Origin of the sequence: Thioclava arctica, assembly GCF_040892615.1 — a bacterium.
Taxonomy (GTDB): domain Bacteria; phylum Pseudomonadota; class Alphaproteobacteria; order Rhodobacterales; family Rhodobacteraceae; genus Thioclava; species Thioclava arctica.
Map to the genome: position 1 here is coordinate 261,690 of NZ_JBFRYC010000003.1, position 26,548 is coordinate 288,237.

Consider the following 26,548-nt stretch of genomic DNA (forward strand, 5'->3'; position numbering starts at 1 on the left):
CCTTGATGAAGGTTTTTCCGTAAACCTATCTCACCGGCCAGGATGGCCAGACCCGAGATACAGTTTCACGTGTGGTGCGTTAGGGGAGCACGTGGGTGACGGAGGGTTCTGGTAGGGGTGCCGGAACCCTCTTTGTCTTTTCAAAGAGGGCGTCAGTGATTCCTATTCGGGATCGATGCCGCCTAGATCGCAGACGATCTTCCACTCTTCTTCGGTCACTGGCTGCACCGAAAGCCGCATCGAAGTGACGAGCGACATTTCTGACAGGCGCGGATCCCCTTTGACTTCGGCGAGCGTCACCGGGCGTTTGAACGGTTTTACCGCCTTGATATCAACGCAGTCCCAGCGCGGGTCATCCGTTGTGCTGTCGGGATGGCTGAGGGCGCAAACCTCGACAATGCCGACGACCTCTTTGCCGATATTGGAATGATAGAAAAAGGCGCGATCGCCGATTTTCATCTCGCGCATGTTGTTGCGCGCCAGATAATTGCGGATTCCGTCCCATTCTTCGCCCGCGTCGCCCTTGGCGACTTGTTGATCCCATGACCATTTGTTGGGTTCGGATTTGAACAGCCAGTAGCGCATCAGCCCACCACCTTTTTCCATTCCTGAATGCTGACATCGGCGAAAAGCCCGGCCTTGGCGTAGGGGTCATTCGCAGCCCAGTCTTGCGCGGCTTCAAGACTGTCGAGCGCGAGAATCACAAGAGAGCCACACATCGCGCCCGCCTCGATGAATGGTCCGGCCATGAACACCACGCCTGTTTCAGCGATATAGGCGAGGTGGGCGTCGCGGTTTTCCTTGCGAATATCGAGTGCGCCGGGTTTGTCGCGGCAGATCAGGGCAAAATACATTTCATTCCTCTTTCAAAGGGCGCGCAAGCAGCGCTTGAACCGCGTCGTTTACGCTGATTTTCTGTTCTGTCAGGGCCGTCACCATGGCAGCGATTGGCATCTCAATATCGCGGCTTTGCGCCAGTTTAGAGACTGCCTTGGCCGTGGCTACCCCTTCCACCGTGATCGTTTGATCGAAGGGTTCGTTCGCTCCAAGCGCATGGCCTAGCTTAAAATTGCGCGATTGGCTTGAGGTGCAGGTCAATACCAGATCACCGAAACCCGAAAGGCCCGAAAGCGTTTCGGCCCGCGCGCCCAACATCAACGCGAAGCGCAACATTTCGGCAAATCCGCGGGTCATCAACGCGGCGCGCGCGGAATCGCCAAGGCCTGCACCAATCACGGTGCCCGCCGCGATGGCATAGACATTTTTCAACGCACCACCCAACTCTGCTCCGGTCGTGTCCGTTGTGCGATACAGGCGCAAATTGGGCGTTGAAAGCGCGGTCTGCAAGCTCTGCGAATGATCGGTGCAGGCAAGCGTCAACGCCGTCGGCAGGCCGCGCGCGATATCGGCGGCAAAGCTTGGCCCTGTCAGAACGGCGGCGCGAGCGCCGGGGCAATGAGCGCGGATCAGGCCAGTAGGGCCTTGGCCCGTCGCAATATCAATGCCCTTCGAACACGACACCAGCGTTTTGCCGCCAAGCTTTTCGGCATGGGTCTTTAGGAAATCTCCCATTTGCTGCATCGGCATCGCTAACAGCAGAAGGTCAGCGGCAAGACATAGCGAAAGGTCTGCATCTATCGAGACGTTTTCGGGCAAATCCACCCCCGGCAATCTCCGGGCGTTGGTTCGCGTCGCCTGCATTTGGCGGGCATGCTCGCCATCGCGCGCCCAAAGCGTGACGGGGCCGTTTTGGGCAAGGCTGATGGCGAGCGCGGTGCCAAAAGCGCCCGCTCCAAGAACTGAGATGCTCATGCTTTGGCCCCTTTCTTTCCCGATCCCAACAACGCTGGTGCAGTTTTATCAAGCGGCCAACGCGGGCGCGCCGCCAAGTCCATCCCATCGCGCGCACCTGCGCGAAAACGCTCAATCCCAGCATAGGCGATCATCGCCGCATTATCGGTGCAAAGCCGCAAGGGTGGGGCGAGGAATTGTGCGCCGAATTCCCCGCAAACCGTCTCTAAACTGGCGCGAATAGCCGTGTTGGCCGCCACGCCCCCTGCGACCGCCAAGGCAGGATGCTGGGGTGCGCTCGTCAGATATTCGCGCAAGGCCCGGCGGGATTTCTCGGCCAAGACATCCGCCACGGCCGCCTGAAACGAGGCGCAGAGATCGGCACGTTTCGCGCGCGGCAGGCCACCATACTGAGCGATGATTTGATCGCGTGCGCGCAAAACGGCGGTCTTGAGACCGGAAAAGGACATATCACACCCCGGCCGGTCCAAAAGCGGACGCGGTAGCGAGATCGCTTTGGGGTCACCTTTGGCTGCTTCGGCCTCGACCGCAGGGCCGCCGGGTTGGGGCAGGGCCAGCAGCTTGGCGACTTTGTCAAAGGCCTCGCCAGGGGCATCGTCGATTGTGCCGCCCAGACGTGTGAACTCTTCGGGGCCCTTCGCGATCAGAAACTGGCAATGCCCACCTGACACCAACAGCATCAGATACGGAAACGGCAGATTATCCGTGAGACGCGGCGTCAGCGCGTGGCCAGCCAGATGGTTCACGCCAATCAGTGGCAAGCCGGACCCGGCGGCAAGACCCTTGGCGCACATCACGCCCGACATCACCCCACCAATCAGGCCCGGCCCAGCGGTAACAGCGATCCCATCCAGACCATCCAGACCAATTCCGGCCTGTTCCAGTGCCTCTTCCACGCAAAGATCCAACTTTTCAGCATGGGCGCGCGCGGCGATTTCGGGAACGACGCCTCCGAACGGGGCGTGCAGCTCGGTCTGGCCTGCGACGACGGAGGATAGGATTTCATTTCCATCGGGCGTGCTGCGCACCACAGCGGCGGCTGTGTCGTCGCAGCTGGATTCGAGGCCGAGGAATGTAAGCGTCTGTGTCATCGGGGCCGATGTTGCGTGTGCGTTGCTTCGCAGGTAACACCGGGGAAGGGTTCACACAATCCCGAGGCGCATTTGGCAGATGGGTAAGCGTATCGAGAAACCGATTCTGCTGCTGACGCGGCCGCGTGAAAGTTCCGAGGCGTTTGCCCGCCAATTTAACGCGCGGTTTGGCGCCGATTGGCCCGTGCTTCTCTCTCCTTTGATCGAGATCGACCCTTTGGATGGGGCAATCCCGCCAGCCGAAGCGCTGATTTTTACGTCCCAACATGGGGTGCGCGTTTTTGCCGAACGAGAAGATGCGACGGGTCGCGTCGCTTATTGCGTTGGCGCGCGCACGGCGCAGGCGGCGCGCAAAGCGGGGTTTCATGCGATCGCAGGTGAGGGTGGTGCCGAGGCGCTGATACCGGTGATCAAGGCTACGTATTCCGGGGAAAGGTTGCTTCACGCACGTGGTGAAGAGGTCGCGTTTGATCTCGCAAAAGCGCTCAATTACGCCGGAATAGAGACGAATGAGATCGTTTTATACCGACAAGTGTCAGTCCCGCTATCGCCGGATGCGCGCGCTGCACTGCGCGGAGAGATGCCGCTATTGATACCGATTTTTTCACCAAATAGTGCGCGGGCCCTCACCAAGGCGCTGCCCGATCATCATGCGCCGCTATTTGTCGCAGCGATCAGCGCGGCAGTAGCTGATATCTGTCAGCCCTCTATATATGATCTGATCGAAGTTGCGCCGACAGCGGATGCGGTTGGGGTGTTGGAGGCCCTAAACCGTTTGCTGCGCGCGCAGATGGCGGGTTGAGCCGGGGGCAGCACCTCTCTAGATTGACTATATACCGCGAAATTTCGGCGCGAATCTGGAGGGCGTGGCCAATGGCAAAACCAAGAACTCGGAAACCAAAATCCGAGGAGCAGCCAGTAGATGGTGTCGAAAACACTTCAGCTGAGAGCGTTGATCCATCATCGGATATCGCGCAAGACTCGCAGCCCGCTGGCGTCGATGAGACAGAGCTGGCGCCCGATGTTACCCAAGGCACCAGTGAAGCGCCGTCCGAAGCCGTTGTTGACGCGGATGAAAGTGTTGATCTAGCCCAGCCAACCGAAGATGCGCCCGCTGAGGATGCGATCACAACTGCCACGGAAGAGACTGCGCCAGAGGCGCCAGACCACCCCGAGCCCGCAATCTTGCCGCCGCCCGCCGCCGCTCCGGTCAAGCGTGGCGGTTTCATGCCGCTCTTTCTGGGCGGTGTGATTGCTGCGATCGTGGGAGCAGGGGCCGCAATTTACACGCTCCCCAAGCTGCCGCCGCAATTTGCCGCGTGGTTCCCAGCTGCCCCCGAGAGCAGTGCCATTGCCGACATCGACGCAAAACAGAATGCGCTATCGAGTAAGATTGACGCGCTCAGCAGCCAGTTGGCCGCATTGAAATCAGCCCAGCCTCCCGCGCCGGATCTGTCGGGCGTGCAAGGCGCGCTGGACCAGATCGGCTCTGAGGTGCGGGCGAATAAATCGACGCTCGATGATCTGAAAAAGCAAATGTCCGGGTTTGAAGCGTCCGGTGCCGCGGTGGATGCAACGACCAAGGCGCAAATCGAGGCGGTCGCAAAAGCCGCGCAAGATCGCATTGATCAGGCCGAGCAGCAGGCAAAGACGTTGCAAGACCAATCGCAGGCGGCTGCAAAGGCGGCGATGGCGCAAGCGGCGAGTGCGCGGATGAAGGCGGCTCTTGATGCCGGCGCTCCGCTTGATCCGGCGCGGGCTGATTTGCAGGCGGCGGGTGTCTCTATTCCTGCTGCATTGAGCGGGGACGTGCCCACATTGCAATCGCTACAGGCCAGTTTCCCCGAGGCGGCGCGCTTGGCGCTCGCTGCGGCACGCAAAGCGGGTAGTGGGGCGAGTTTGGGCGATAAGCTGGGGGCGTTTTTGTTGACGCAAACGGGCGCGCGGTCTTTGACGCCACAAGCGGGCGATGGGCCGGATGCGGTTTTGTCGCGCGCGCAAGCGGATGTGAATACGGGCGATCTGAAAGCGGCCCTGACCGAGATCGCAAAACTCCCCGAGGCGGCGCGACCTGCACTGTCCGATTGGTCCACACAGGCGCAGGCGCGGGTCGCCGCGCTGGATGCGGCCGGCCAGCTTGGCCAGAATCAATGAGGAACCGCAGATGATCTGGACCTTTATAAAAGTTGCCCTGTTCCTTGTCGTCGTGGCTGCGGCCACGCTGGGGGCGTCACATCTGGCGGATATGTCAGGCGGATTGCGGATTTCGACGCTGGGAATGGAGTTCACGCTTGGTCCGTTGCAGGCGGTGATCGCGGCGATCTTGTTGTTTGTGGCGATTTGGCTGGTGATCCGGATCGTGGGGTTCTTGGTGGCGTTCCTGCGCTTTATCTCGGGGGATGAAACCGCGATCAGCCGCTATTTTGATCGCAACCGGGAACGCAAAGGCTATGAGGCACTCGCCGAAGGCATGATGGCTGCGGCGGCAGGCGAAGGGCGGCTAGCGCTGTCCAAAGCGGCCAAGGCCGAGCGTTATTTGCAGCGCCCTGAGTTGACCAATCTGCTCACCGCGCAGGCGGCCGAGCAGATCGGCGACACCAAGAAGGCCAGCGAAGTTTACAAGCGCCTTCTGGGCGATGATCGCACGCGTTTTGTGGGCGTGCGCGGCTTGATGCGCCAAAAGCTGGAAGAGGGTGACACGACGACCGCGCTGGAATTGGCCAAAAAGGCCTATGCGCTCAAACCGCGTCACCGCGAGGTTCAAGATACACTGCTGAAATTGCAGACGGAAAAAGGCGATTGGAAGGGCGCGCGTGGCGTACTTCAATCCAAGCTGCGCCAAGGCGAGTTGCCGCGCGACGTGCACAAGCGGCGCGATGCTGTGATGGCTCTGCAAGAGGCCAAGGATGTTATGGCTGAAGGTGCGAGCGTTGAGGCGCGTGAAGCTGCGATTGCTGCGGCGAAGTCCTCGCCCGATCTGATACCGGCGGTGGTGATGGCGGCACGGTCTTACATCGAGAAAGACAAGCCCCGCGCGGCAGAGCGTATTTTGCGCAAAGCCTGGGGGGTGCAACCGCATCCGGACTTGGCGGCGGCCTATGCCGCGATCGCGCCTGATGAAGCGCCTGCCAAGCGGCTCAAGCGGTTTGACAAACTGTTGGTGACGCGACCCGAGCACGAAGAGACACGGCTTTTGAAAGCCGAGTTGAACATTTCCGCCGAAGATTTTCCGGCAGCCCGTCGGGCGCTGGGCGATCTGCCCGAGACACATCCCACCGCGCGCGTGCTTGCGATCATGGCGGCGGTAGAGCGTGGCGAGGGCGCGGATGATGCCGTTGTGCGCGGCTGGTTGACCCGTGCGCTGACGGCGCCGCGTGGCCCGCAATGGTGCTGCGATAATTGTCAGAATATCCAATCCGAATGGACGCCGATTTGTGACAATTGCGGTGGTTTCGACACTTTGAGCTGGCGCGAAACGACTCAGCATGCCGCGCCGTTGCCCAATGGGGCCGAGATGTTGCCGCTGATCGTGGGCAAACCTGCATCTGCGCCTGCGTCAGATTCTGAGGAGTCCATCGTGGATGCCGAGGTGGTCGAGGCGAGCGAGCAGATGAGCGCCGAGGACGAAAAGCCAGCTGCAAGCTAAGGTAATTCTTGCGGTCATTCCCTGTTTGCGGGCCTCAGGTAGATGGGGGTCTAGTTGCGACGTGCAAACGGAGTTTTCCTGGGAAAGCGGCCAAAGTCTTGGCCCTTTCCAAGGGGACAGGATCTCCTAGATCGCCACAGATGACCCAAAATTAAGGGGCGCACCATTGCTGATCGGTGCGCCCCTGAATTTGTCTCTATTCCCGCCTTTTTGGCTTTAATCTGGTCGCGGGTCAGATATCGGTCCAGGCTTTGTCTGCACCACCCAATCCGCCGATTTGCACCCGCGTGGGTAGGCCGATCCGGTCGAGTACGGTAAAGAACGGCTTCGGGTCCAGTTCTTCGACGTTTTTCATCGTCTTGGCGTCCCAATCGCCTTGCGCGACCAAGATCGCGGCGGCGACCGGGGGCACGCCCGCGGTGTAGGAAATGCCCTGCGAGCCGACCTCTTCATAGGCCTCTTTGTGATCGGCGACGTTATAGACAAACAGCTCGGTCTCGACGCCGTCTTTCACGCCTTTGACTACATCGCCGATGCAGGTCTTGCCGGTATAATTCGGTGCCAGCGAGGACGGATCAGGCAGGCAGGCCTTGACCACCTTGAGCGGGATGACCTCTTGCCCCTCTGCCGTCATCACCGGTTTTTCCGACAGCAGGCCGATATTTTTCAGCACGGTGAAAACGTTGATGTAGTGATCGCCAAAGCCCATCCAGAAGCGCACATCGGCATCGGGGTAATTCGCGGCCAGCGAGTGCACCTCGTCATGGCCCGACATATAGGCTTTCTGCTTGCCCACGACGGGCAAATCCCATTCGTGGCCCACTTCGAACATCGCGTTTTCCTGCCACGCACCTTGCTGCCAAGAATAGACCGTGCCGGTGAACTCGCGGAAGTTGATTTCGGGATCGAAATTGGTCGCAAAATACTTGCCGTGCGAGCCTGCGTTGATATCGACGATGTCGATGGATTTGACCGTGTCCATCTGATCAGCGGCAAAGCGGGCATAGGCGTTGACGACGCCAGGATCGAACCCGGCACCCAAAATCGCCGTTACGCCCTTTTGTGCGCAGAGATCGCGTTTTTTCCACTCGTAATTGGCATACCACGGCGGAGCCTCGCAAATTTTGTCGGGCTCTTCGTGAATTGCGGTGTCGATATAGGCCGCGCCGGTCTCGATACAGGCGTCGAGCACGTATTTGTTCACGAAAGCCGAGCCCACATTGATCACAATCTGCGCGCCCGTCTTGCGGATCAGTTCGGCGGTCGCGGCGACATCCATCGCGTCCAGCGCATGGGCCTCAAACGTGCCCTCGATCTTCATCGCGCCTTTTTCGCGCACGCTGTCCAAGATCGCGTCGCATTTCGACTTGGTGCGCGAGGCGATGTGAAGATCGCCGAAAATATCGTTATTCTGCGCGCATTTATGGGCCACGACTTGCGCGACACCGCCCGCTCCGATGATGAGCACGTTCTTTTTCACTTCGGCTGTCTCCTTTTGATTGGACAGGGGAAGGGGGCGCGAGCGCCCTTCAGGACAATGAGGACAAGTAGTCCTCATAGGTGAAATCTCGAATCCGCTCGATCGTGCCATCGGCACGGCGAATTGCGATTGCGGGCATGTTCACGCCGTTAAACCAGTTCTTCTTGACCATCGTGTAACCGGCTGCATCGGCAATCGAAATCCGGTCGCCGATCTGCAAGGGCGCATCGAATTTGCCATCGCCAAAGATATCGCCCGCTAGACAGGTCTTGCCTGCGATCTGATATTCATGCGTGCCGTTCTGGGGCAGCTTGGCCGTTTCGCGATAGATCAGCAGGTCCAGCATATGCGCTTCGATCGAGCTGTCGACGATGGCGATCTTTTTGCCATTGTCGAGAATATCCAGCACCGTCACTTCAAGGCTGGCGGTCTGCGTGATCGCCGCTTCGCCGGGTTCGAGATAGACCTGCACGCCGAAATCGTCAGAGAAGCGTTTCAGCCGATCCGCGAGATCATCCAGCGGATAGCCTTCGCCGGTGAAATGGATGCCACCGCCAAGGCTGACCCAATCGAGCCGCTTGAGGATATCGCCGAACTCTGCCTCGATCCGACCAAGCTGGTGATCGAACAGCGCAAAGTCACTATTCTCGCAGTTATAGTGGATCATCACGCCCGAGATCCGCCCCATAGCCGCCTCAAGCCGCTCGGTATCCCACTCGCCCAGCCGCGAGAACGGCCGCGCCGGATCGGCCAGATCGAAGCCGCTGGTCGAAAACCGTGGATTGAGCCGCAGCCCACGTTCGATATGCGCGGCCTTGTCGTCGAAACGGTCAAGCTGGCTCAGCGAATTGAAAATGATCTTGTCGGCATACCCGATGGCTTCGTCGATTTCGCCATCAGACCACGCCACGGAATAGGCATGGGTTTCCTTGCCGAATTTCTCGCGCCCCAGATGCAGCTCGAACAGCGAGCTCGACGTCGTGCCATCCAGATAGGGGCGCATGATGTCAAAGGCCGACCATGTGGCAAAGCATTTCAGCGCCAGCAGCGCCTTCGCCCCCGAGCGTTCGCGCAGGCGTTCGATTTTGCGCATATTTTCAAGAAGGCGCATTTCGTCGATCAGGTAGAAGGGCGTGTCAGACATGGCTTTTCCCCCGGCAGGACAGGCCCGGGATATAAGGTGCATGTGACAGCGGTGCAACCGGACTCAGTCGACGCGGATCGCCTCTTTCGCGACGCTCAGCGCATAGCCCTTGCGCGCGATATTGCGCACCAGCAGCTCTGTCACCAGCTGATTTCCCAGCGCATCGCGCAGCCGTTTGATGCGTGTGGCACCTGCGGCTTCGTCGCAATCGGCCTCGGATCGACCCGATATCATCGCTTCGATCTGCACCCCGGTGAGGATATCGTCATCCATCCGTGCCTCGGCCAGCACCGAAAGGGTCTCAATCGCGGCGGGGGTCAACGAGAACGCCATATCGTTGAGCATCACGGCGTTTTCGCTGCGCAGGATGTGCAAAGATTGCACCTCGATCCCGGCGCGGCGAATCTCGATCATGCGACGGTTGAGACCGATCAGCAGCAGCAAGAAGATCAGTGTGACGATCAAAAGCGCCGCCGCAAAGATCAGCAGGATGAAAATGATCACGCGATAAGAACTGAGCACATCGGAAAACGCGGTGCCCGATTGCGCGAGCACTTCCAGCAGCTTGATCTCGGCCTGCGAGGTGAGGTTGTCGTTTTGCACGAAAATCTGCTCGACCCGCGCGTTGAACGCGTTGGCATCGGGCAGTGCGGCAAATAACAGCCCCGCCGCTATCGCCAGAATCGCGACCACCGCCGCGATTCCGCCGATCACCGCGCGCGAACCCAGCCGCAAACTGTCAGTAACGGAGGTAAAATGGTCCGGCACTGGCCTTCCTTTGCGCTAAGCCTTCGGGGCCGAATGTGGAGACAACCGTCAACAAGGTCCAGCCCGCAGACTTGAGCCTCGGCGCTAATTCGCGCGCGGCCCCCTGTTTCGAGCACGCCTTATCCGAGATTCTCGCCACGCCATATTGCAGCTGCAACGGGTCGTCGCGCTTGGCCTTGTAATCGGCATAACACTCGGCCTGTGCCGTGCTTGCCATGCCGATGAAGGCGCATATGAGGATAAGCTGTTTCATGCCGACCACGTTGCGCAAACCGGCAATGTTATTCAATAGCCAAAGGGGGTTGGTGGGGCTGCTATCCGATAACATCGCGGCGTTATTGTCTGTCCAAGCCGATTGGGATGAGGGTGATTTATCGCTTTGTTGCGGCCCCGGTGGGTCGCCCTACCGAAAGGACTGACCATGTCACTCAAAACCAAAATGACCGCTTTGTTCACCGCCTCCGCGCTGGCTTTGGGCACCTTTGCCGCCACCGCGAGCCCTGCGGCGGCGCTGGGTCAGAAGGACCGTCAGGCGTTGACCGTCATCTTGGGGATTGGGGCTGCGGCGCTGATCCTTGATTCTGCGAACAACAATCAACGCCGCGTGCGTCATGCGCCGCCGCCGCCGCCACGTGTTGTGTATCGCGAAGTGCGTCGCCACGGCCATCATGTCGACCGCCGTGTGGATCGCCGTGACGAGCGCCGCTTTGAACGCCGTGTGGAGCGTCGCAACGATGCCTATGATCGCAATCGCTGGGACCGCAATCACTGGGATCGCAACGCCTATTACGGGCGCGACTCACGTCGTTAAGTCAGCAGGCAGGTGCCACAGAACGCACCGTCGAGCAGGGCGGGGGCCAAGTGCCCCCGCTTTTTCGTTGAACGCGACGCTAAACCGGGGCATCTCGGTGCGATGACACAAGCCCCCGATTTTTCCTTCGAAAGCGCCGCCCTTTTGCGGGGCTTCACCGTAATCGCTGGCGTTGACGAGGTGGGGCGCGGTCCGCTTTGTGGCCCTGTAACGGCGGCGGCAGTGGTGCTGGATCCGGCTCATATCCCCGCAGGGCTGAACGATTCGAAAAAGCTCAGTGCGGCGAAACGTGCCAAGCTTGCCGCCGAGATCATGGAAACCGCGCAATTTTGCGTTGCTCATGCCAGCGTCGAAGAAATTGACGCGATAAACATCCTGCAAGCCTCGCATCTGGCGATGTGCCGCGCGGTTGCGGGACTGTCCAAGCGCCCCGATCATGTCTTGGTCGATGGAAACCGCCTGCCGCGCGACCTTACCCTCTCAGCCGAAGCTGTGGTGAAAGGCGATGGCCGCTCTGTGTCGATCGCGGCGGCCTCAATTCTGGCGAAAGAAGCGCGCGATTTGCTGATGGTGGATTTGGCGCAACAGTATCCGGGTTATGGTTGGGAACGAAACGCAGGCTACCCGACCAAGGACCATCTGCAAGCGCTTCTAGATTTGGGGGTAACCCCTGTTCATAGACGTTCATTCAAACCCGTCCACAATATCTTGTGCCAAGAGAAATTTATAACCCCTTGATTCAAAAAAGAAATTGACGGGGAATCGCCTTTGACTCATCTTGGTGGACATAGATCGGCGCAAAAGCCGACACCCGAAAGACGGGCAGAAAGAGGCGAGTATGACCAAGATCAAGACCCCGGTAGTGCGCAATGCACTGCCCCTGAACGAGATTCTTGCAGGTGACTGCATCGAAGTAATGAACAGCCTGCCCGAGGGCAGTGTTGATCTTATTTTTGCCGACCCCCCTTACAACCTGCAACTGCGCGGCGATCTGCATCGCCCCGACAATTCCAAGGTCGATGCGGTGGATGACGCTTGGGACCAGTTCGGATCCTTCGCGCATTACGACCAGTTTACACGCGACTGGCTGGCCGCTGCGCGCCGCATCCTCAAACCCAATGGGGCGATCTGGGTGATCGGATCGTATCACAATGTGTTCCGCATGGGCGCTGAGCTGCAGAATCAAGGCTTCTGGATTCTCAATGATGTGGTCTGGCGCAAATCCAACCCGATGCCGAATTTCCGCGGCAAACGCCTGACCAATGCGCATGAAACGCTGATCTGGGCCTCCAAAGCCGAGGGCGCAAAATATACGTTCAACTATGAGGCGCTGAAATCGCTGAACGAGGGCATTCAGATGCGCTCGGATTGGGTGATCCCGATCTGCAATGGCGGTGAGCGTCTCAAGGATGAGAATGGTGACAAGGCCCATCCCACCCAAAAACCCGAAGCCCTGCTGCATCGTCTCATCGTAGGCACCACCAATCCCGGCGATGTCGTGCTCGACCCGTTCTTTGGTACCGGCACCTCGGGCGCTGTGGCGAAAATGCTGGGCCGCGATTTTATCGGCATCGAGCGCGAGGAAGCCTATCGCGAGGTGGCGCAAAAACGCCTCTCGAAGATTCGCAAATTCGACCGCGAGGCGCTTGAGGTTTCGACCTCGAAACGCTCCGAGCCGCGCGTGCCCTTTGGTCAATTGGTCGAGCGCGGCATGCTGCGCCCCGGCGAAGAGCTGTTTTCGATGAACGGGCGGCACAAGGTCAAGGTGCGCGCTGACGGCACGCTGATTGGCGATGACGTCAAAGGTTCGATCCACCAGGTCGGTGCGCATCTTGAAGGCGCGCCGAGCTGTAATGGCTGGACCTATTGGACCTTCAAGCGCGATGGCAAACAGGTCCCCATTGACCTGCTGCGTCAACAAATTCGCGCAGAGATGACCTGAGCGTCTTTCACTAGCAACACAAGTTTACCGCCAGTGCCTGAGGCTCGTCCTCAGGCACAGCCTTGCCCCGTCGTGTCAAAACGACGGGGCCTTTTGAGTCCAGGAGAAAGGGGCCTTGCTTGGCCGTTGATTGTCGTTTCGGGACGCCTTGTTTCTAAGGGCTGCTCAATTTTGAAAGCCCGCCAGAACACTGGCGGGCTTTAACGATCCGTTGTGCGCAGTCAGCCGCGCGGGGCAGAGGCGATTGTCGATCAGATGTCCTTGTTATCCACTGCACTCTCCTTAGGCTTTTCCCGAGTCGAGGCCTGCGGTGCCGCAGGTGAGGGCGAAGTGGGGGCCTCCGGTTCGGGAAGTAGTTGCGCGAGGTAATCCGCAATCCGCTTGCTATCAGCGGCACTGGACGCACCAGAGAGCGTTTCGAGGAAGGTCTCGACCTGATCGCGCGGCGTCTTGTCGAGCCACTTGCCAAAGGCGTCAATGACATAACGGCGCCGACGCAATTGCGCCTTGTGCTCTTTTTCAGCCACCTGTGCGACCTTGTTCTGGAGACTCAGATATTTCTGAAAGATGCGCTCTTGCTGCGATTGAGGGATTTGAACGGTCATGTCGTGCTCCTGTGTTTGCGACGGGTTCAAAAGCAAAAATGGAGCCCCTGACCCCGCACGGAAGCCAATTTAGCGCTTTTTTTGATCGTTATTTTTATTGTTGTTTTTCAATTTTTTGTCCGTGATTTCGACCGCCCTTTTCTCGATCTGCGTGTCTGCGATGAAATGTTTTCGCAGGCCCGATGGGAGCGCTGCAAGCATCTTGGCGCGCAGCTGGTCGAGGGCTGTTTCTTTCTGCTCGACCGCAGCCAACCGCGCAGCGACAGACTTTTCGGCCTGTTGGGATGCCCCTTGCCGGAAGGCTCGATAGGCACCGCCCAGATGGATCAGTAGTTTTCGTGCCGAACTGCCTGGTGCTAATAGTAAGCGCTCCAACCGATCGCGCTCCCGCGACTTCGCAGGAACGCGTGGTGAAACCGTCATTCGGTCGTTTTCGGCCGGAATGAGTTTGCCTGTCGCCGCGTGCTCGGCAATCTCGATCACTTCGTTCGCGACAGTTTCGCGCGCTTCGGCGCGCTCGGTTGCCGCGATCAGAGCTTCTCGTTGGCGTCTGGTATCACGCAGCAATTGTTCCGAGCGTTCGCGCTCCGCTTCGAGCTTCTTCTTATCGGCCTGGACCTTGGCATTTGCTCGCGCCAAGCGGATTTCCTCATTTGCACGCCAGATATGCGCTGGAACATGTTTCTTGCGACGCGGAATGATGACGGCCGGGTCGTTCTTTTTCGCTTTCTTCGCCTTTCGGCGCGCCGCTGCCTGACGTTCCCCACGCGTCAGCCCCAGTGAGGCGAAAAATGCGCCGATGTCGTCCTGCGCTTTCTCGTAATCCTTCAGGAGCGGATGAGACGATGGTTGGATGAGCCGCTGTATGCCGCTGCGTTTCGAGTGTTTCTCCGTCCAAGGGGCGATCACCCCATGGATGTGGAATGTCGTCTCGTCGCGATCAGCGCGCGCATGCAGAACCTGGTTGCCGAAGCGCGATCGCAGCCATTCAATCGCCAAGTCCTGAAACTGAGCTTCGCGCTCTTCGATCAGTTTCTGTCGCGCTGCCGCCTTTTCTTCGTCTGTCCCGACAAAGTGGGTGTCGTCCTGCGAGGGAACGAACCACTCTCGGCTTGCGGTGATGATGAACTCACGCAAAGGGCCGGATTTTGATTTGCGCCACGGATCGCGCGGCCCCTCAATCAAGCGCCGATCCGCTTCCTTGTGGCGCTTGACTGCACGAAGCCCTTCGACCTCCTGATTGATATTTTCAAGGCTCGCGAGGCGGACCGCCTGCGTCAGCTCTTTGTGCCAAGCCGGGGAGCCGAGGATCTGCTCGTTCAGTCGAGTGCGGCTCGGATCGACATGGTCCAGTCGGTCTTCCTGCTGCTTGCGATCACCGTGCATCCGATAGCGGTAGAGCTGCTGAGGATAGAGTTCGGCGAAGCGCAGCACGACGGGACGGGGTGACGATACCGACGCAGCAGCGAATGCGTCGATAGGGTGATGCATGGACATAACGGCCTCCTGATTGGGTTGCCGTCGGAAAATGGGCGGAGGGTGGGGAAGTAAAAGTTAGAGCGGAGGCATGAGATCGTGCTTAGCCTCTGCTGCGCCTTCGTTCGGATTGGAACGGAGCCCTGCGTCAAAGCGGTATTGGGCCGATGGCAGCCCGCTCATGACATGTGTGCGGAGCGCAGCCAAACGCAGGGTATTCTAGCATGAAGGGCGGGAAGTTTGAATTTTCTGCTGCGCAGCGGAAGACATAGTCGACCACGAAAGCGGATGTTGTTTTCTTTGGTGAACAAGAGTGTGAGGATGGCCCGATTACGCCACGCGCAGACCTATTGAAGTTTCTGCCCTTGACCATGTTAACTTTTTTCCCCACAAATGAGGAAGTAAAAATTAACACGAGCAGGCTAACATGGAATCGATTCGCCCCACCACAACCACAGACACTGAAGAGGGGGACCTCCGTCTCTCTGAGTTAGGTCTTGAGCGACACAGGCTAATTGCGGCAGGTCATCATGCTTTGGCAGGCCGCGCAAATGCTTCCCCCCTTCACCCTGCAAACACCGCCGGATTCTTTTCCTACGCCGATGGTGTCAAAGGGTTGCGCGCTGAAAACATGGGCGCGAATTGGCAGTTTTTTCGAAGTGAAGGCGTCGAAGGGATTTGTAATGAAGAGCTCAATCTCAGGGTTTTGTTTGCAAATGTTCACGTCGCTTGCGGACCGACCGACCCACAAGCGCGCTCCAAGAAGGGGGCTGGATCCGAAAGAGTAGCTTGTGGCGACATGTTTGAAGCTGCTGGCGTTGAGCTCCCTGTAAGTGTCGTGAAGTTTAGCGGCGACTACAAAACCTATTACCTCATGGTGGATCAGAACGGCGCGATGGAATTGAGCCTCCCAATTGTTAAGGCTGGCGGAAACTTCTTGCGCTGTGTTGAGCGAATTTTCCTAATTGATGGAAATGACCTTGACGAGATTGACTTCGGCCTCGATGAACCGGCTGGCGAATCCGATCTGGATTTCGTCGTGACCCGGAAATAGCGTTAAACTACTATGTTCAGCAGCAAAAGGCTTAGCCTGGCTAGGAAGCGGCGCAGGCTGACGGCAAAAGGACTTGCACAAAAAGCAGGGGTGTCACCTGTAACGATTACGCGATTGGAGAACGGTCAAAATGAGGCCGTTCCTGAAACTGTAGAAAAATTGGCTGAGGTTCTCGGCTACCCTGCCGCCTTCTTCTATAAGGATGATCCCTCTGCTCTCACTAGAGAGGCAGTTAGTTTTCGTAGCTTGAAGAGCATGAGCGCTAAGGAACGCGACGCCGCGTTGTCGGCTGGCGAAATAGGCGTGGAAGTTTTCTCATGGCTCGAAGAGCAATTCAACCTCCCCTCTCTTGATCTTCCTCCCTTTGACCCAGAACTGACCCCTGATGCCGCGGCAGAGGCTCTGAGGCAACACTGGGGGCTTGGATACGAACCAATCCCAAATCTGCTCAAACTTTTTGAGTCCAAAGGGATTCGCGTTTTGGGTTTGGAGGAGAATACTGCAAACGTGGATGCTTTCTCTTTTTGGGAAGAAGAAAGTGCCTATGTTTTCTTGAACTCTTACAAATCGGCGGAGCGCAGCATCTTTGATGCGGCGCACGAATTGGGGCACCTAGTTCTACATAAGCATGGCGCGACGCCGCAGGCTCCGAAAGGAAAAAGTGAGATTAATCCTTTCGAAGACACAAGAAATACAGAGATTGAGGCAAACAGATTTGCGGCAGCATTCTTGATGCCCGAAGAAGATTTGCGCTTGCGCCTTCCTCGTTTCATCACGGCTGATGTCATCATCAAAGCCAAGAGGCGTTGGAGGGTGTCTGCGATGGCGCTCGCGTATCGCGTGCACCACTTTCAGCGACCAATGCTGACTGAGTGGCAGTATCGCTCAATCTGCATTGAGCTTGGAAGACGTGGTTATCGGAGCGGCGAACCAGAAGGGATTTCCCGAGAAAGCTCGGTTCTGTGGAAAATGGTGCTTTCTGAACTCTGGTCAGATCGCAAAAATCTTCAGCACATTGCCAACGATCTATCTCTGCCTGCAGGCGAAGTTGAAATGTTGCTTTCAGGGATTTTGCCAAGAATAGAACAGAGTGAATTTATCGGCGAAAATGCCAGACCTGCTTTGAGAGCTGTAAAATAATAACAGATAGCTCCCCGCGGGCTAAAAGCTTGCGGGTGGCGATCCCATCCGGAACAGTCAATCCCCCCACCTTCAAAGGTGGATGATCTCAACGTTACCCCATCTTTGATCAAGGTATTCAGCCAACAGTCTCCGATGGCAAAAATGCGGGGTGTCTTCACTGCACAGCAAACAACATCCGTCTAAATCGGCAGGACGCAGTTTCTCAACTTTGCGTTTCATCATGAGGTCCAAATACTGGTTCTCATAATTTGACCAATCAATTTTATTTTTCTTGTATGCGTCAAGCATTGACTTTGTTGGGGCAAAGTTGGGTGCGTGAATGTAGTCCATTTTGCACAAGTTCTTTGCAAAGAACTTTAGGTCATCGCGTTTAGCGAACCCGGCGAGCTGCGAAACGTTGTTCAAGCGGACATCGACAAGCTTTCGAGAGTGGGAGTCTTTGAGTCGGCCAAAGAAATGCTCGGCTGTGGTTTTCGTAAAGCCTATTGTGAAGACTTGAACCATGTTGCCTCAACCTCCCCGCCGATAGGCGATTTGTTTTTCTCTGCCAAAATATGCCTTCGAAACGAGTTCATCCTGAGAATTCAGCATGTCCTCTCGAGGCATACCAAGGATATCTAGGACACGCAGCATCGTCTCCTCATGAGATTCTGTCATGCCATTGGAGAGGATGTGCTTGATTTCAGCTCCTCGTTCGCACAACACTTTCGAAACTAAGATTGTCCGATGGCATTCCGTAGGGTCACGTTCGGAGCACATCAGCGCGATGCGGTGCCGCTCGCACCCATCTTCCACACGCTGAATGCCCCTTTGAAAGAGCTGAGACCTAGCCAGCCTTTCATAGCTTACGACGTCGTTAACGTAGCATGAGTCGTCATTCGATCTCGCGCCCAATTCTTTCCCGAGGAAAACATAGGCGACACCCGCCTCATTCAATGAAGCTCTCAATTCGTCTGTAGAAAACTGCGGGGCGTGCTTGCTGTATGGTGAAGAACGGACATCTGCCACAGCAGTCACGCCATGCTTTGCCAACAACTCCAAAAACCGTTCTACAGGTTGAGTTGAGTGTCCAATCGTGAAAACAAGGCGGTTGCTGCTCATGTCTCTATGCTATCAGCCCGGCAACCAGCTTTGAAGCAGTGTTTTTCGCCGGCCAAACATGCGCCAAGCTAACACTGAGGAATGGGTTTTGCAGAGCGTGCCTATCCCCAACCCCCGTATTGAATCGCGCAAATTGGATCGGATCTGTCAACTTGATTTTGTGAGGTGTTCCAGCCCAAGTGAAGCTCACCCAAACTTCATTGTTTCCACTGTATGGATTGTGGGAAACTTCAACGTTAGCGGTTTCTGGTTGAATCAGAGCAAGTGACCAATCAAACTGATGCGCCACTTGTCCGCTGACTAGGTCATGGCGGCCTGTGTAGGTGCTCTGAGCCGGCCTCCACAAAGGAGTATCGTGCGAAAGGACAGCTCCAACCAGTTCATTTGATTCGGCTTGTCCAACCTTCGTCCAACGGAGGTTATTCGTTATTAGCCAGTTCTCAGTTTGGTGATGCTCTGGCTGGTGAGCGTCAAAAGATATTTCGACCAAATCTAGCATGGCCAAACTAGAGCCGTCAGCATAGGTCTTCTCATCTTCGCTGATCGCCTGATCCTGTCGGTGACTGATGGGGCGAACCCATGGCCCGAACTGACCATTCACAATTTCGATACCAGCTACACAACTGCCACCAGGTCGAAAAGAATTAGCCAAACAAATAATAGTCTTTGTCACCATAATGCATCCCCCACTCCTAATAACAAAGAATATAGGACTGAACGAGTGACTTTCAACGCCCCGGGGCCTCCATAATCAAAAGTCTGAAGTGGGTTGCACCCCATCGACCCGGTCTCTGCGCACTCCATTACTGGCCTTGCTGTTGGTAGCGTTGATCCTACTACATGACTGAGGCGCTGATTGGTCAATGATGTATTGTCCGGCCAAACGGCCGCTCTGCCTCGCGCGGCGGCCGGCAGACAAGCAGGAATGCTGCACAATGAATAGATGTCCGGTCTAGGAAAGCAGGCAGACCGGTTACTAGTCGCATCAAATGTCGGTTTTGGACTGTCGTTTCAAAGGGGTGATGCAACATTTTAATCTTTTTGGAAAGATGGAGTGTTTGCCATGAAGTATCGCACACGTCTGTTATATACGGACAAACAGAAGTCTGAGATGATCGATAGGTGGCAACGCGGCGATTCAATGAGCTCGATTGGCCGTCACTTCAATGGTGCGTCGTCGTCGATTTTCCCTCATTTGGCACGAACAGGTGGGATTCGCCCCGCTGATCGCACGCGACCGCGATATGCTTTGAGTCTGACGGAACGGTAAGAAATTTCCCGTGGGCTTGTCACAAAGCAGTCGTTTCGTTTAATCGCGCAAAACTTGAACCGGTCATCCCGTTGCACCACTACTCCGTAACACCATTACTCACTAAGCATCTGACACTTCGGGCCGTTGGCCCTGCGTATCAGAAGCCGTTCGCCGGGGCGCTGCCCCGGACCCCGCGCCGTCCGCGGGACCGTTGGGGCGTCGTTCGCCACTCCCCCTCCGGCCTCCCCCTGGCGTCTTCCGACGGACCATAGGGGCGCTCGCCGCCCCCTCTGGACATCCCCGGCCGCTGTCTGCGCGACCAGAGGGTCGTCGTTCTGCACTCCCCCTCTGGACACCCCCTGCGCCCGGGGGAGGCCGCTTAGGCGCGCCTCCCCCGAACCCCCTCCAAGCATTGCGCCGAAACCTGACGGACCGCGGGCCAAGGCCCGAGCGGTTGCGCATGAATTGCCGCCGAGGCGTCCGGGTTTTGGTCGCGCGGTCGGGATGACGCGCGACCAAATCCCGGACACCCCGTGGGGGACGGAATGGGAGCGTGTCGATCTTTCCCAAAAATGGAGAATCCCATGTTCGACAACCTTCCTGCTGTGTCTGAGAAAGCAACGCAGGCTTGGTCCGAGACCGTGCGCTCTGGCGACATCGTCTCGTTCCACTTTCCGGCCAACGAGGGCAAGAGCGGCCCCACACCAAAGGCCCGTCCTTGTCTCGTCCTTGCTGCGGCCACGATTGCGGGTCAGCGCTGGCTCACCATCGCCTACGGCACCTCGGTCACCGAAAAGGTCCGCAAGGGCTACGCGATCCCGCTTGGCTCGCGCGATGCGCGGCTGGCCGGGCTTGAACGCGCGACGGCGTTTCGTGGTGATCGCATCGTCATTGTGCGCACCAACCATTCCGCTTTCGCCGTCAGCCCGATCTTTCGCACCCCGGTTCTGGGGCGGCTGACCGGACGACCGCTGGCGCGGATGCGCGAGATTCAGGCGCGGCTTCAAGCCGAGGCCGATATCGCTGCCGAGCGTCGCGCGGAACGCCGTCGCGCCCGCGTCAATGACCGCAAATCGCTGATCCAGGCCCGCGCCCGGGCCGCAGCGCGGGCGGTCATCACCGGCACCTGACGCTGATGCCTTCCGGCAGCGTCAGTTCGCCGGCGCTGCCGCCTTTCCCTCTCTAAACAGGAGTTCCCAAATGAGCGTTCCCAACATCATCCCCAGTGGCAATACCCACCGGATCATTCTTTCATCCCCCGACCAGCGGACCCCGGATATCGACCGGATTCAGGACATCGCAGCCGATGCGACCGGCGCCCTGCGTGCAGCTCTGCAATCGGTCTCCGAGCTATCAGAAGGAGTCGCCGACGACATCGCCACCGAGCTGACTGCGCTCGAACGCAGACTCGAATTGCGCGACACGATCCGCGACGGGGCCCGGGCCGAGATTACGCTCTGCATCGACCGGCTCGAAGCCTTCCTTCCCGACGAGACTGTGGAAGCGTTTCGCGATGCTCTCACGAGGGCGCTGACCCTCTCGCAGCGCGTCGCGGATCTAATCGCGGCGGAGCAAGATCTCCGCCGTATTCGGTGGGGTAGCAGATAAGCCAAACCACCCAACTTGGGGCGCGGGTTCTCCAAGGGATCTGCGCCCCCTTTTTCGAGAGGTCAAACTCGAAAATACAATTAATTTCGAATTTTCTTTTACGCAGAATCAAACAGTTAGACATGCACGCCGCATTTTTTTCCGAAAACTCGCTTTGATCAAAGGGGCCACGCGGAATGTTCGTGAATCTACGACACGAACTTTGAGGAAAAAGCATGCAGGCACCAACAACCACACTGACCGCAGCCAACGATAACCCCGACGGACCCACCCGGATCGAGATTGCGCCGACAGGCCTTGTCTCGCTTCTTGGCCGCGCCGCCGCTCGCCGCTTTGTCGAGGCCGCCACGCCCGCCAACAGCACCACCGCCCCGACCGAAAGGACCGCCCAATGACACGCGCCGCCATCTACGCCCGCTATTCTTCCGACCGCCAGAAAGCCACCTCGATCGAAGACCAGATCGCCATGGCGCGTCGCGAATGCGACCGCAAAGGTTGGACCGTTGTCGAAGTCTTCGAAGACCGCGAGATGACCGGTCGCAACATGCGCCGCCCTGGGTTGCAGAGAATGAAGGACGCAAGTGCGCGCGGCGAAATTGATGTCGTCGTGGTCGAGGCGCTGGACCGTCTGACCCGCAAGGTCGCTGATGCGCTCAACCTATTCGATCTTTACCAGTTCCAAGGCGTGGAGCTTTATTCCGTTAATGAGGGCAAACAGGACTTCATGCGTGTTATGCTGCTTGGCTTTGGTGCTCAGGAAGTTTCGGCGAAGATTTCGGTTCATACGCGCCGTGGTATGCAGGGGGCTATTTCGCGAGGGCGCTTGCACACCAGCGCCTATGGCTATCGCAAGCGGGACGAGCCGAAGGGCACGAACCGCGAAATCGCCCCGGAAGAAGCCCGGATCGTGCTCCGGATCTTTCGCGAAACCGCCGAGGGGCGCTCGGCCATGGCGATCGCAAAAGGGTTGAATGCAGATGGCATCCCGGCACCCAAAGGCGGCACTTGGGAGCCATCGACGATCCGCGGCCGCAAAGATCGCCAAGAAGGCATTTTGAACAACCGTCTCTATATCGGCGAAGCCTCGGTGTGCAAATTCGGCCGCCGCTACCATCCCGAGACCGGTGCGAAGGCCGTCTATTCGACCGAAGAAGACATGGTGCAGAAAACCTTCGAAGAACTGCGGATCATCCCGCAGGATCTCTGGGATCAGGTGCAGGCCGAGTGCGCGACGCGCACGCGCCGTGCAACCGTCTCGGGAAACCCTCAGGCGGCGCGTCGTTCGAAGCATCTTCTGAGCGGCTTGCTGGTCTGCGACTGCTGCGGTGCGCCCTATATCAAAGTGGGTCGGAAGCGCTTTCAGTGTCGCGAAGCCCGCAAGGGCGCCTGCAACAATAAGGTCACGATCTGCCAGACCCGGATTGAGGCGCGTGTCTTCGACGCACTGCGCGCCGAGCTTCGCAATGCGGATCTGATGGCGCAATTCGAGGCTGCGTTCCAAGCCGAGCTGCGCGTGCTCGAAAGCACAGATTTCGGCGCTGCGATCAAGGCTACAAAAGCGCAACTTGCGTTGGCTCGCAAGGCGCGCGACGGCATCATGCGCGCGATTGAAAAGGGCGCTGATTTTGCGGATTACAGCGCGCGCGACAAGGAACTCAAAGCCGAGATCACGGCACTCGAAGACCGGATCGCGTATTTGGAGGCACAGCAGGCCGAGAAAGACGCCACACCGCCCGACATCCCCGCGATCTTCGAGGCGGCGCTGCAAGACCTCGAAGCGTTGCTCGGCGATCCCGATCTCGTCGCGCGCGCCAATGAAGAACTCGCGACCCTGGTCCGAAGTATCACCCTCCTACCGGACCCCGAGTCCAAAGACGGCCTGGCTGCCGAGATCCACATGGATCTCGGTAGTTTGCGTTCGAGGGCATGGGATCGGGATGAGGCTCGGGGTTAGTCGCCGTGAGGTGCGGTCGAGAGATACAAGGCAGGCCCTCGCTCTTCGCCTCTGTCGAAGCGCAAGGGAGGCCATGTGGCGCTTCAATGCGCTGTTGCCCCTGCACCGCGCTAAAAGTGTTCGCAATGGGTGATCGACGGGCTGCGCGATGCTTACGGGTTCGTAAATCGGGCCTTCATTGCTATTCTGGTTTTTTAACCGTCAAAGTTCGGCGCAAGAACGACAATCAACGGTCGGGCAAGGGGCGCTGCCCCCTCTGGCTGCGCCATTCACCCCCGGGATATTTCGATCAAGAGGAAGTTAGGCTTTTCTTTACCAGAATCAGGTGAGTTTGGTTTTGCGGAACAGGCGGGGACGCCGATGACCGTTCAAGGGGAAGCGTCCGGCCTTGCAGCCCAGAAACGGGCCCGAGCCGGGCGTTTTTTCTTCCTCTTGATCGAAATATCCCGGGGGAGGCCGTAGGCCGGGGGCAGCGCCCCCCCACCCGATCAGCTTTCTTCCAGCCGCGCGCGCAATTCGCGCAAGACCGGCAAGGTTGCGCGCACTTTGTCGGGACCCAGATCGCGCACGATCCCTCCGATGATCGGCATCAACGATGCGAGTGCGCCATCGCGGGCGCGCCGACCCGAGGGCGATAGAGACACCCATTTACGCCGCGCATCATCCCAATCGGGACGCACATGCACATGTCCCGCCCATTCCAGTTTGGCAAGCGTATTGGTCATCGCGCCGCGCGTCACGTGCAGCGCCTCGGCCAACTGTGCAGGGGTGCGTTCCTCATTGATGTGGCTCAACAGGTTGAGCACCGAGAAATGTGAAATTTCCATCCCCTTGGGCAGGGCGCGGCTGACCACGCTGCGCGCCAACTGGTCGGCCATGAAGACCTCGGCGAATAGGGCTGCGGCAAGGGGATCGGGATCTTGGCTCACGGTGCCTCATAGCTCCGGTCATGAAACAGCGAGCGCAGGCGCAATCGCGTGGTTTCGACCTCATCTAGATTGATATCGACAAGGCTGACGCCCGGCTCGGTGCCGCCATCGACCAGCACATCGCCCCAAGGGTTCACTGCCAGCGAGTGACCCCAGGTCTTGCGCGGTCCCCCCTCATGAGCGCCATGCGTGCCACATTGCGCCGGCGCCAGAACGAAGCACGAGTTTTCGATCGCGCGCGCGCGCACCAGAATGTCCCAATGGGCACGCCCGGTGCCCTCTGTAAAGGCCGACGGGATCGTCAAAATAGTCGCACCTGCCTGTGCGAGTTGGCGATACAAATGGGGAAAGCGCAGATCGTAGCACACCGACATCCCGAGCAAGCCGTATTTCGAGGGCGCAAGCACCGCCTGTCTGCCGGGGCGATAGCCCTCTGATTCGCGGTAGCGTTCGGTCTCGGATACGTCGAGGTCGAACATATGAATCTTGTCATAGCTCGCCTTGATGGTGCCTTTGCGTCCGATCAGAAACGACCGGTTGGCAAAACGCCCATCCTCATCGTCGGTTTTCAGACAGAGCGAGCCGATCAGCACATAAACGCCCAGCCGTTCCGCCTCTTGTCGGATTGCGGCCAGCGTGGGGTCATTGTGCTCGTGGTGCAGCACCGTGCGCTGATAGGCGCGATCCGAGGAAATCAGATTGGTGCATTCGGGCGTCGCGATCATCTGCGCGCCACCGGCCGCAGCCTCCCGGATGAACTCTAGCGTGATCGGCAGGTTCTTGACCGGGTCATCGGTGACAGAAAGCTGAACCAGAGCTGCTTTCATCGGCTCAACCCGCCAACAAAGTGTCGAGCTTGCCCGAATGATCAAGCGCATGCAGCTCATCGCAGCCGCCAATTGGCTGATCACCGATGAAAATTTGTGGCACAGTGCGCCTACCCTTTGCGCGCTGCGTCATCTGTGCGCGCAGATGCGGGTCACGGCCCACGTCGGTTTCTTCATAGGCAACGCCCTTTTGATCCAACAGGCGCTTGGCCATGATGCAGAACGGGCAGGTCCGGGTCGTATAGATCTCGACGCGCTTCATGCGATAATCCTTCTTAAGTCGGCTCGACTATAGGGATTTAGGGCGCCTTCGCAACGCGCGCCAGTGTCACAACGTCAACTCGGCCAGCACCGGCGTGCATGGCCGCCTGCGTGGCCGCCCCCAGCGTCGCCCCTGAGGTCATCACATCATCCACGATCAGCACATTGCGCCCCGCGATCAGATCGGCGCGCGCCGGGTTCAGGGTGATCGCATCAGAGAGATTGGCAAGCCGCGCGCCGCGATCATGCCCTTTCTGGCTGGGCGTGTTTCGGGTGCGCAAAAATAGATCGACGCAGCCTTCGCGTTCGGTGATCCGCGCCATCGCCTTGGCCAAAAGCGCGGATTGGTTGTAACGCCGCTTCAGCAACCGCAAGCGATGCAGCGGGATCGGCGCAATCAGCGTGTCAGGCGTGATCAGGGCGCGCGCGGCCTGCGCCATCCACCCCGCCATTGGCCGCACCAGATCAAGCCGGTCGGCATGTTTGAACGCCAGCACCAGATCGCGCCCGACGCAGGAATACATCATCGCCGTGCGCCCGCGCGTCCAGGGGCGCGGATGAGTCAGGCAGTCGTCACATAGCACGGCCTCGCCGCCGTCATCGCCCGGCAGCGGCACCCCGCAGGCATCACAGACCGTTCCGGTGGCGAAACTCGTTTGCTCCCAGCAGCTCAGGCAGAGGCCGAAGTCAGACCCGACCTCTTCGCCACAGGCAATACAGCGCGGCGGGAAGACGGCGTGCAGCGCATGCATCCCTCCCGCTAGCATCCGTGCGCGAAGCACGCTAAGACCTGAATTAGCCATGAACACACCGCCCCTCTTGACCGACCGCGCCGCCTTGATGCGCCAACGTGCCCGCGCCGCGCGCGCCCCCGAGCTGTTCCTGCACGAGGACGCGGCTGATGAGCTGTATGAAAGGCTCCAAGAGGTTAACAGAACCTTTACGTCGCCCGCTGTGATCACCGCTTTTCCCGAACCGTGGCGCAAAATCCTGCCTGACGCCAAATTCGTGGCCGATAGAGATCTGCTTGATCTGGAAGAGGGCGCGCATGATTTGGTGGTGCATGCGATGTGCCTGCATTGGGCCAATGATCCGGTCGGCCAGATGGTGCAGGCTGCCCGCGCGCTGGAACCCGACGGGCTATTTCTGGCCGTGATGTTTGGTGGTCAGACCCTGAATGAGTTGCGCGCGGCGCTGGCGCAGGCCGAGGCGTCGATCACCGGCGGCCTTAGCCCGCGCGTGCTGCCGATGGGCGAAATTCGCGATCTCGGGGCTTTGCTGGGACGGGCCGGGTTTGCACTGCCGGTGGCGGATGCGGTGACGCGCAAAGTGACCTATGAAACGCCGCTGCGCCTGCTCAGCGATCTGCGCGCCATGGGCGAGACCAATGCGCTTACCACTCGCAGCCGCCATTTCACCCGCCGTGACGTGATGTCCGAGGCGCTGAGGATCTATTCCGAGAGCTATCGCGAGCCTGATGGCCGGATGCGCGCCACGTTTGAGATGGTCTGGCTGACGGGCTGGAAACCCCATCCGAAACAGCAAAAACCTCTGCGCCCCGGATCAGCGGCGAAACGTCTGGCAGATGCGCTGGGCACGATGGAAATTCCGACGGGTGACAAGCCGGGTCACTGATTGGCCCAA

General features: G+C 58.5%; 30 protein-coding genes and 1 pseudogene. 14 read left to right on the top strand and 17 right to left on the bottom strand.

Translation table 11 applies throughout. From position 1 onward, the window contains the following. Nucleotides 1-162: 162 nt before the first annotated feature. From AB4874_RS06850 to tsaD, 4 genes are read right to left on the bottom strand one after another with little or no spacing between them, the layout of a single operon-like run. Nucleotides 163-585 (bottom strand): EVE domain-containing protein, encoded by a 423-nt coding sequence (locus AB4874_RS06850; protein WP_368391638.1) that lies wholly within the window; start codon nt 583-585, stop codon nt 163-165. Beyond that, nucleotides 585-854, bottom strand: a complete 270-nt coding sequence (locus AB4874_RS06855) for a YciI family protein (RefSeq protein ID WP_295533395.1) — start codon at nt 852-854, stop codon at nt 585-587. Before AB4874_RS06855 ends, AB4874_RS06850 begins: the two co-directional genes overlap by 1 nt. A gap of 1 nt (nt 855) precedes the next feature. Further along, on the bottom strand, nt 856-1,812 hold the full coding sequence (locus AB4874_RS06860) for an NAD(P)H-dependent glycerol-3-phosphate dehydrogenase (protein WP_368391414.1): 957 nt from the start codon (nt 1,810-1,812) through the stop codon (nt 856-858). Further along, entirely contained in the window at nt 1,809-2,903 is a 1,095-nt protein-coding gene (gene tsaD / locus AB4874_RS06865) for a tRNA (adenosine(37)-N6)-threonylcarbamoyltransferase complex transferase subunit TsaD (RefSeq protein WP_368391415.1), read from the bottom strand. The genes AB4874_RS06860 and tsaD overlap by 4 nt, the downstream gene beginning before the upstream one ends. 79 nt (nt 2,904-2,982) lie before the next feature. On the opposite strand from tsaD, the gene AB4874_RS06870 reads away from it, so the two are divergent. The 3 genes from AB4874_RS06870 to AB4874_RS06880 all read left to right on the top strand — a co-directional run bounded on the left by AB4874_RS06870 (nt 2,983) and on the right by AB4874_RS06880 (nt 6,549). Then, nucleotides 2,983-3,705: a uroporphyrinogen-III synthase gene (locus tag AB4874_RS06870; protein ID WP_368391416.1), complete on the top strand. Its 723-nt coding sequence runs from the start codon at nt 2,983-2,985 to the stop codon at nt 3,703-3,705. 71 nt (nt 3,706-3,776) lie between these two features. Next, nucleotides 3,777-5,057 (top strand): COG4223 family protein, encoded by a 1,281-nt coding sequence (locus AB4874_RS06875; protein WP_368391417.1) that lies wholly within the window; start codon nt 3,777-3,779, stop codon nt 5,055-5,057. A 10-nt stretch (nt 5,058-5,067) separates the two neighbouring features. Further along, nucleotides 5,068-6,549 (top strand): heme biosynthesis protein HemY, encoded by a 1,482-nt coding sequence (locus tag AB4874_RS06880; protein WP_368391418.1) that lies wholly within the window; start codon nt 5,068-5,070, stop codon nt 6,547-6,549. Between the two features lie 232 nt (nt 6,550-6,781). Here the strand turns inward: AB4874_RS06880 and AB4874_RS06885 are convergent, their stop codons facing one another. From AB4874_RS06885 to AB4874_RS06900, 4 genes are all read right to left on the bottom strand, one after another. Then, on the bottom strand, nt 6,782-8,029 hold the full coding sequence (locus tag AB4874_RS06885; RefSeq protein WP_368391419.1) for a saccharopine dehydrogenase family protein: 1,248 nt from the start codon (nt 8,027-8,029) through the stop codon (nt 6,782-6,784). Between the two features lie 49 nt (nt 8,030-8,078). Next, nucleotides 8,079-9,173, bottom strand: a complete 1,095-nt coding sequence (gene nspC / locus AB4874_RS06890; protein WP_368391420.1) for a carboxynorspermidine decarboxylase — start codon at nt 9,171-9,173, stop codon at nt 8,079-8,081. Between the two features lie 63 nt (nt 9,174-9,236). Then, nucleotides 9,237-9,941 carry a winged helix-turn-helix domain-containing protein gene (locus AB4874_RS06895; RefSeq protein WP_295533376.1) on the bottom strand — a complete coding sequence of 235 codons (705 nt, stop codon included), beginning with the start codon at nt 9,939-9,941 and terminating at the stop codon, nt 9,237-9,239. Further along, on the bottom strand, nt 9,913-10,194 hold the full coding sequence (locus AB4874_RS06900) for a hypothetical protein (protein ID WP_368391421.1): 282 nt from the start codon (nt 10,192-10,194) through the stop codon (nt 9,913-9,915). Before AB4874_RS06900 ends, AB4874_RS06895 begins: the two co-directional genes overlap by 29 nt. Before the next feature lie 168 nt (nt 10,195-10,362). Between AB4874_RS06900 and AB4874_RS06905 the strand changes: the two genes are divergently transcribed. The 3 genes from AB4874_RS06905 (at nt 10,363) to AB4874_RS06915 (ending at nt 12,694) form a co-directional block, all read left to right on the top strand. Then, nucleotides 10,363-10,752, top strand: a complete 390-nt coding sequence (locus AB4874_RS06905; protein ID WP_368391422.1) for a hypothetical protein — start codon at nt 10,363-10,365, stop codon at nt 10,750-10,752. Between the two features lie 102 nt (nt 10,753-10,854). Next, nucleotides 10,855-11,490, top strand: a complete 636-nt coding sequence (rnhB, locus tag AB4874_RS06910) for a ribonuclease HII (RefSeq protein WP_368391423.1) — start codon at nt 10,855-10,857, stop codon at nt 11,488-11,490. A 100-nt stretch (nt 11,491-11,590) separates the two neighbouring features. After that, nucleotides 11,591-12,694 carry a site-specific DNA-methyltransferase gene (locus AB4874_RS06915; protein WP_368391424.1) on the top strand — a complete coding sequence of 368 codons (1,104 nt, stop codon included), beginning with the start codon at nt 11,591-11,593 and terminating at the stop codon, nt 12,692-12,694. Between the two features lie 251 nt (nt 12,695-12,945). Here the strand turns inward: AB4874_RS06915 and AB4874_RS06920 are convergent, their stop codons facing one another. Together AB4874_RS06920 and AB4874_RS06925 are read right to left on the bottom strand one after the other, a co-directional pair. Further along, nucleotides 12,946-13,299 (bottom strand): hypothetical protein, encoded by a 354-nt coding sequence (locus AB4874_RS06920; protein WP_368391425.1) that lies wholly within the window; start codon nt 13,297-13,299, stop codon nt 12,946-12,948. 69 nt (nt 13,300-13,368) lie between these two features. Next, complete coding sequence (locus AB4874_RS06925; protein WP_368391426.1) at nt 13,369-14,796, bottom strand: plasmid recombination protein; 1,428 nt, start codon at nt 14,794-14,796, stop codon at nt 13,369-13,371. A gap of 406 nt (nt 14,797-15,202) precedes the next feature. On the opposite strand from AB4874_RS06925, the gene AB4874_RS06930 reads away from it, so the two are divergent. After that, nucleotides 15,203-15,829 (top strand): hypothetical protein, encoded by a 627-nt coding sequence (locus AB4874_RS06930; RefSeq protein ID WP_368391427.1) that lies wholly within the window; start codon nt 15,203-15,205, stop codon nt 15,827-15,829. 12 nt (nt 15,830-15,841) lie between these two features. Beyond that, complete coding sequence (locus AB4874_RS06935; RefSeq protein ID WP_368391428.1) at nt 15,842-16,969, top strand: helix-turn-helix domain-containing protein; 1,128 nt, start codon at nt 15,842-15,844, stop codon at nt 16,967-16,969. Between the two features lie 72 nt (nt 16,970-17,041). Here AB4874_RS06935 and AB4874_RS06940 read toward each other — a convergent pair whose 3' ends face one another. The 3 genes from AB4874_RS06940 to AB4874_RS06950 are packed head-to-tail and all read right to left on the bottom strand — an operon-like array spanning nt 17,042 to nt 18,746. Further along, complete coding sequence (locus tag AB4874_RS06940) at nt 17,042-17,476, bottom strand: DUF488 domain-containing protein (RefSeq protein WP_368391429.1); 435 nt, start codon at nt 17,474-17,476, stop codon at nt 17,042-17,044. A gap of 6 nt (nt 17,477-17,482) precedes the next feature. After that, nucleotides 17,483-18,073: a DUF488 domain-containing protein gene (locus tag AB4874_RS06945; protein WP_368391430.1), complete on the bottom strand. Its 591-nt coding sequence runs from the start codon at nt 18,071-18,073 to the stop codon at nt 17,483-17,485. A gap of 4 nt (nt 18,074-18,077) precedes the next feature. Further along, nucleotides 18,078-18,746 (bottom strand): dual OB domain-containing protein, encoded by a 669-nt coding sequence (locus AB4874_RS06950; RefSeq protein ID WP_368391431.1) that lies wholly within the window; start codon nt 18,744-18,746, stop codon nt 18,078-18,080. 390 nt (nt 18,747-19,136) lie between these two features. On the opposite strand from AB4874_RS06950, the pseudogene AB4874_RS20035 reads away from it, so the two are divergent. The 5 genes and pseudogenes from AB4874_RS20035 to AB4874_RS06970 form a co-directional block, all read left to right on the top strand. Next, nucleotides 19,137-19,409 (top strand): annotated as a pseudogene (locus tag AB4874_RS20035) (helix-turn-helix domain-containing protein); the annotation flags it as partial. A gap of 500 nt (nt 19,410-19,909) precedes the next feature. Continuing rightward, a complete protein-coding gene (locus AB4874_RS06955; protein WP_368391432.1) occupies nt 19,910-20,455 on the top strand; it encodes a hypothetical protein in 546 nt (181 codons plus the stop codon). 70 nt (nt 20,456-20,525) lie between these two features. Next, complete coding sequence (locus tag AB4874_RS06960) at nt 20,526-20,933, top strand: hypothetical protein (RefSeq protein WP_368391433.1); 408 nt, start codon at nt 20,526-20,528, stop codon at nt 20,931-20,933. A gap of 215 nt (nt 20,934-21,148) precedes the next feature. After that, a complete protein-coding gene (locus tag AB4874_RS06965; protein ID WP_368391434.1) occupies nt 21,149-21,328 on the top strand; it encodes a hypothetical protein in 180 nt (59 codons plus the stop codon). Continuing rightward, nucleotides 21,325-22,887 (top strand): recombinase family protein, encoded by a 1,563-nt coding sequence (locus AB4874_RS06970; RefSeq protein ID WP_368391435.1) that lies wholly within the window; start codon nt 21,325-21,327, stop codon nt 22,885-22,887. The genes AB4874_RS06965 and AB4874_RS06970 overlap by 4 nt, the downstream gene beginning before the upstream one ends. A 488-nt stretch (nt 22,888-23,375) precedes the next feature. On the opposite strand, the gene AB4874_RS06975 is transcribed toward AB4874_RS06970, so the two are convergent. Genes AB4874_RS06975 through AB4874_RS06990 form a run of 4 tightly spaced genes read right to left on the bottom strand, consistent with a single transcriptional unit; the run spans nt 23,376 to nt 25,707 of the window. Beyond that, a complete protein-coding gene (locus AB4874_RS06975) occupies nt 23,376-23,816 on the bottom strand; it encodes a MarR family winged helix-turn-helix transcriptional regulator (protein WP_295533366.1) in 441 nt (146 codons plus the stop codon). Beyond that, nucleotides 23,813-24,643 (bottom strand): carbon-nitrogen hydrolase family protein, encoded by an 831-nt coding sequence (locus tag AB4874_RS06980; protein ID WP_295533364.1) that lies wholly within the window; start codon nt 24,641-24,643, stop codon nt 23,813-23,815. The genes AB4874_RS06975 and AB4874_RS06980 overlap by 4 nt, the downstream gene beginning before the upstream one ends. 4 nt (nt 24,644-24,647) lie before the next feature. Then, nucleotides 24,648-24,905: a glutaredoxin 3 gene (grxC, locus tag AB4874_RS06985; protein ID WP_295533361.1), complete on the bottom strand. Its 258-nt coding sequence runs from the start codon at nt 24,903-24,905 to the stop codon at nt 24,648-24,650. 37 nt (nt 24,906-24,942) lie between these two features. Continuing rightward, nucleotides 24,943-25,707 (bottom strand): ComF family protein, encoded by a 765-nt coding sequence (locus AB4874_RS06990; protein ID WP_368391436.1) that lies wholly within the window; start codon nt 25,705-25,707, stop codon nt 24,943-24,945. Between AB4874_RS06990 and AB4874_RS06995 the strand changes: the two genes are divergently transcribed. Next, complete coding sequence (locus AB4874_RS06995; protein WP_368391437.1) at nt 25,706-26,539, top strand: methyltransferase domain-containing protein; 834 nt, start codon at nt 25,706-25,708, stop codon at nt 26,537-26,539. The genes AB4874_RS06990 and AB4874_RS06995 overlap by 2 nt on opposite strands. Nucleotides 26,540-26,548: the final 9 nt, after the last annotated feature.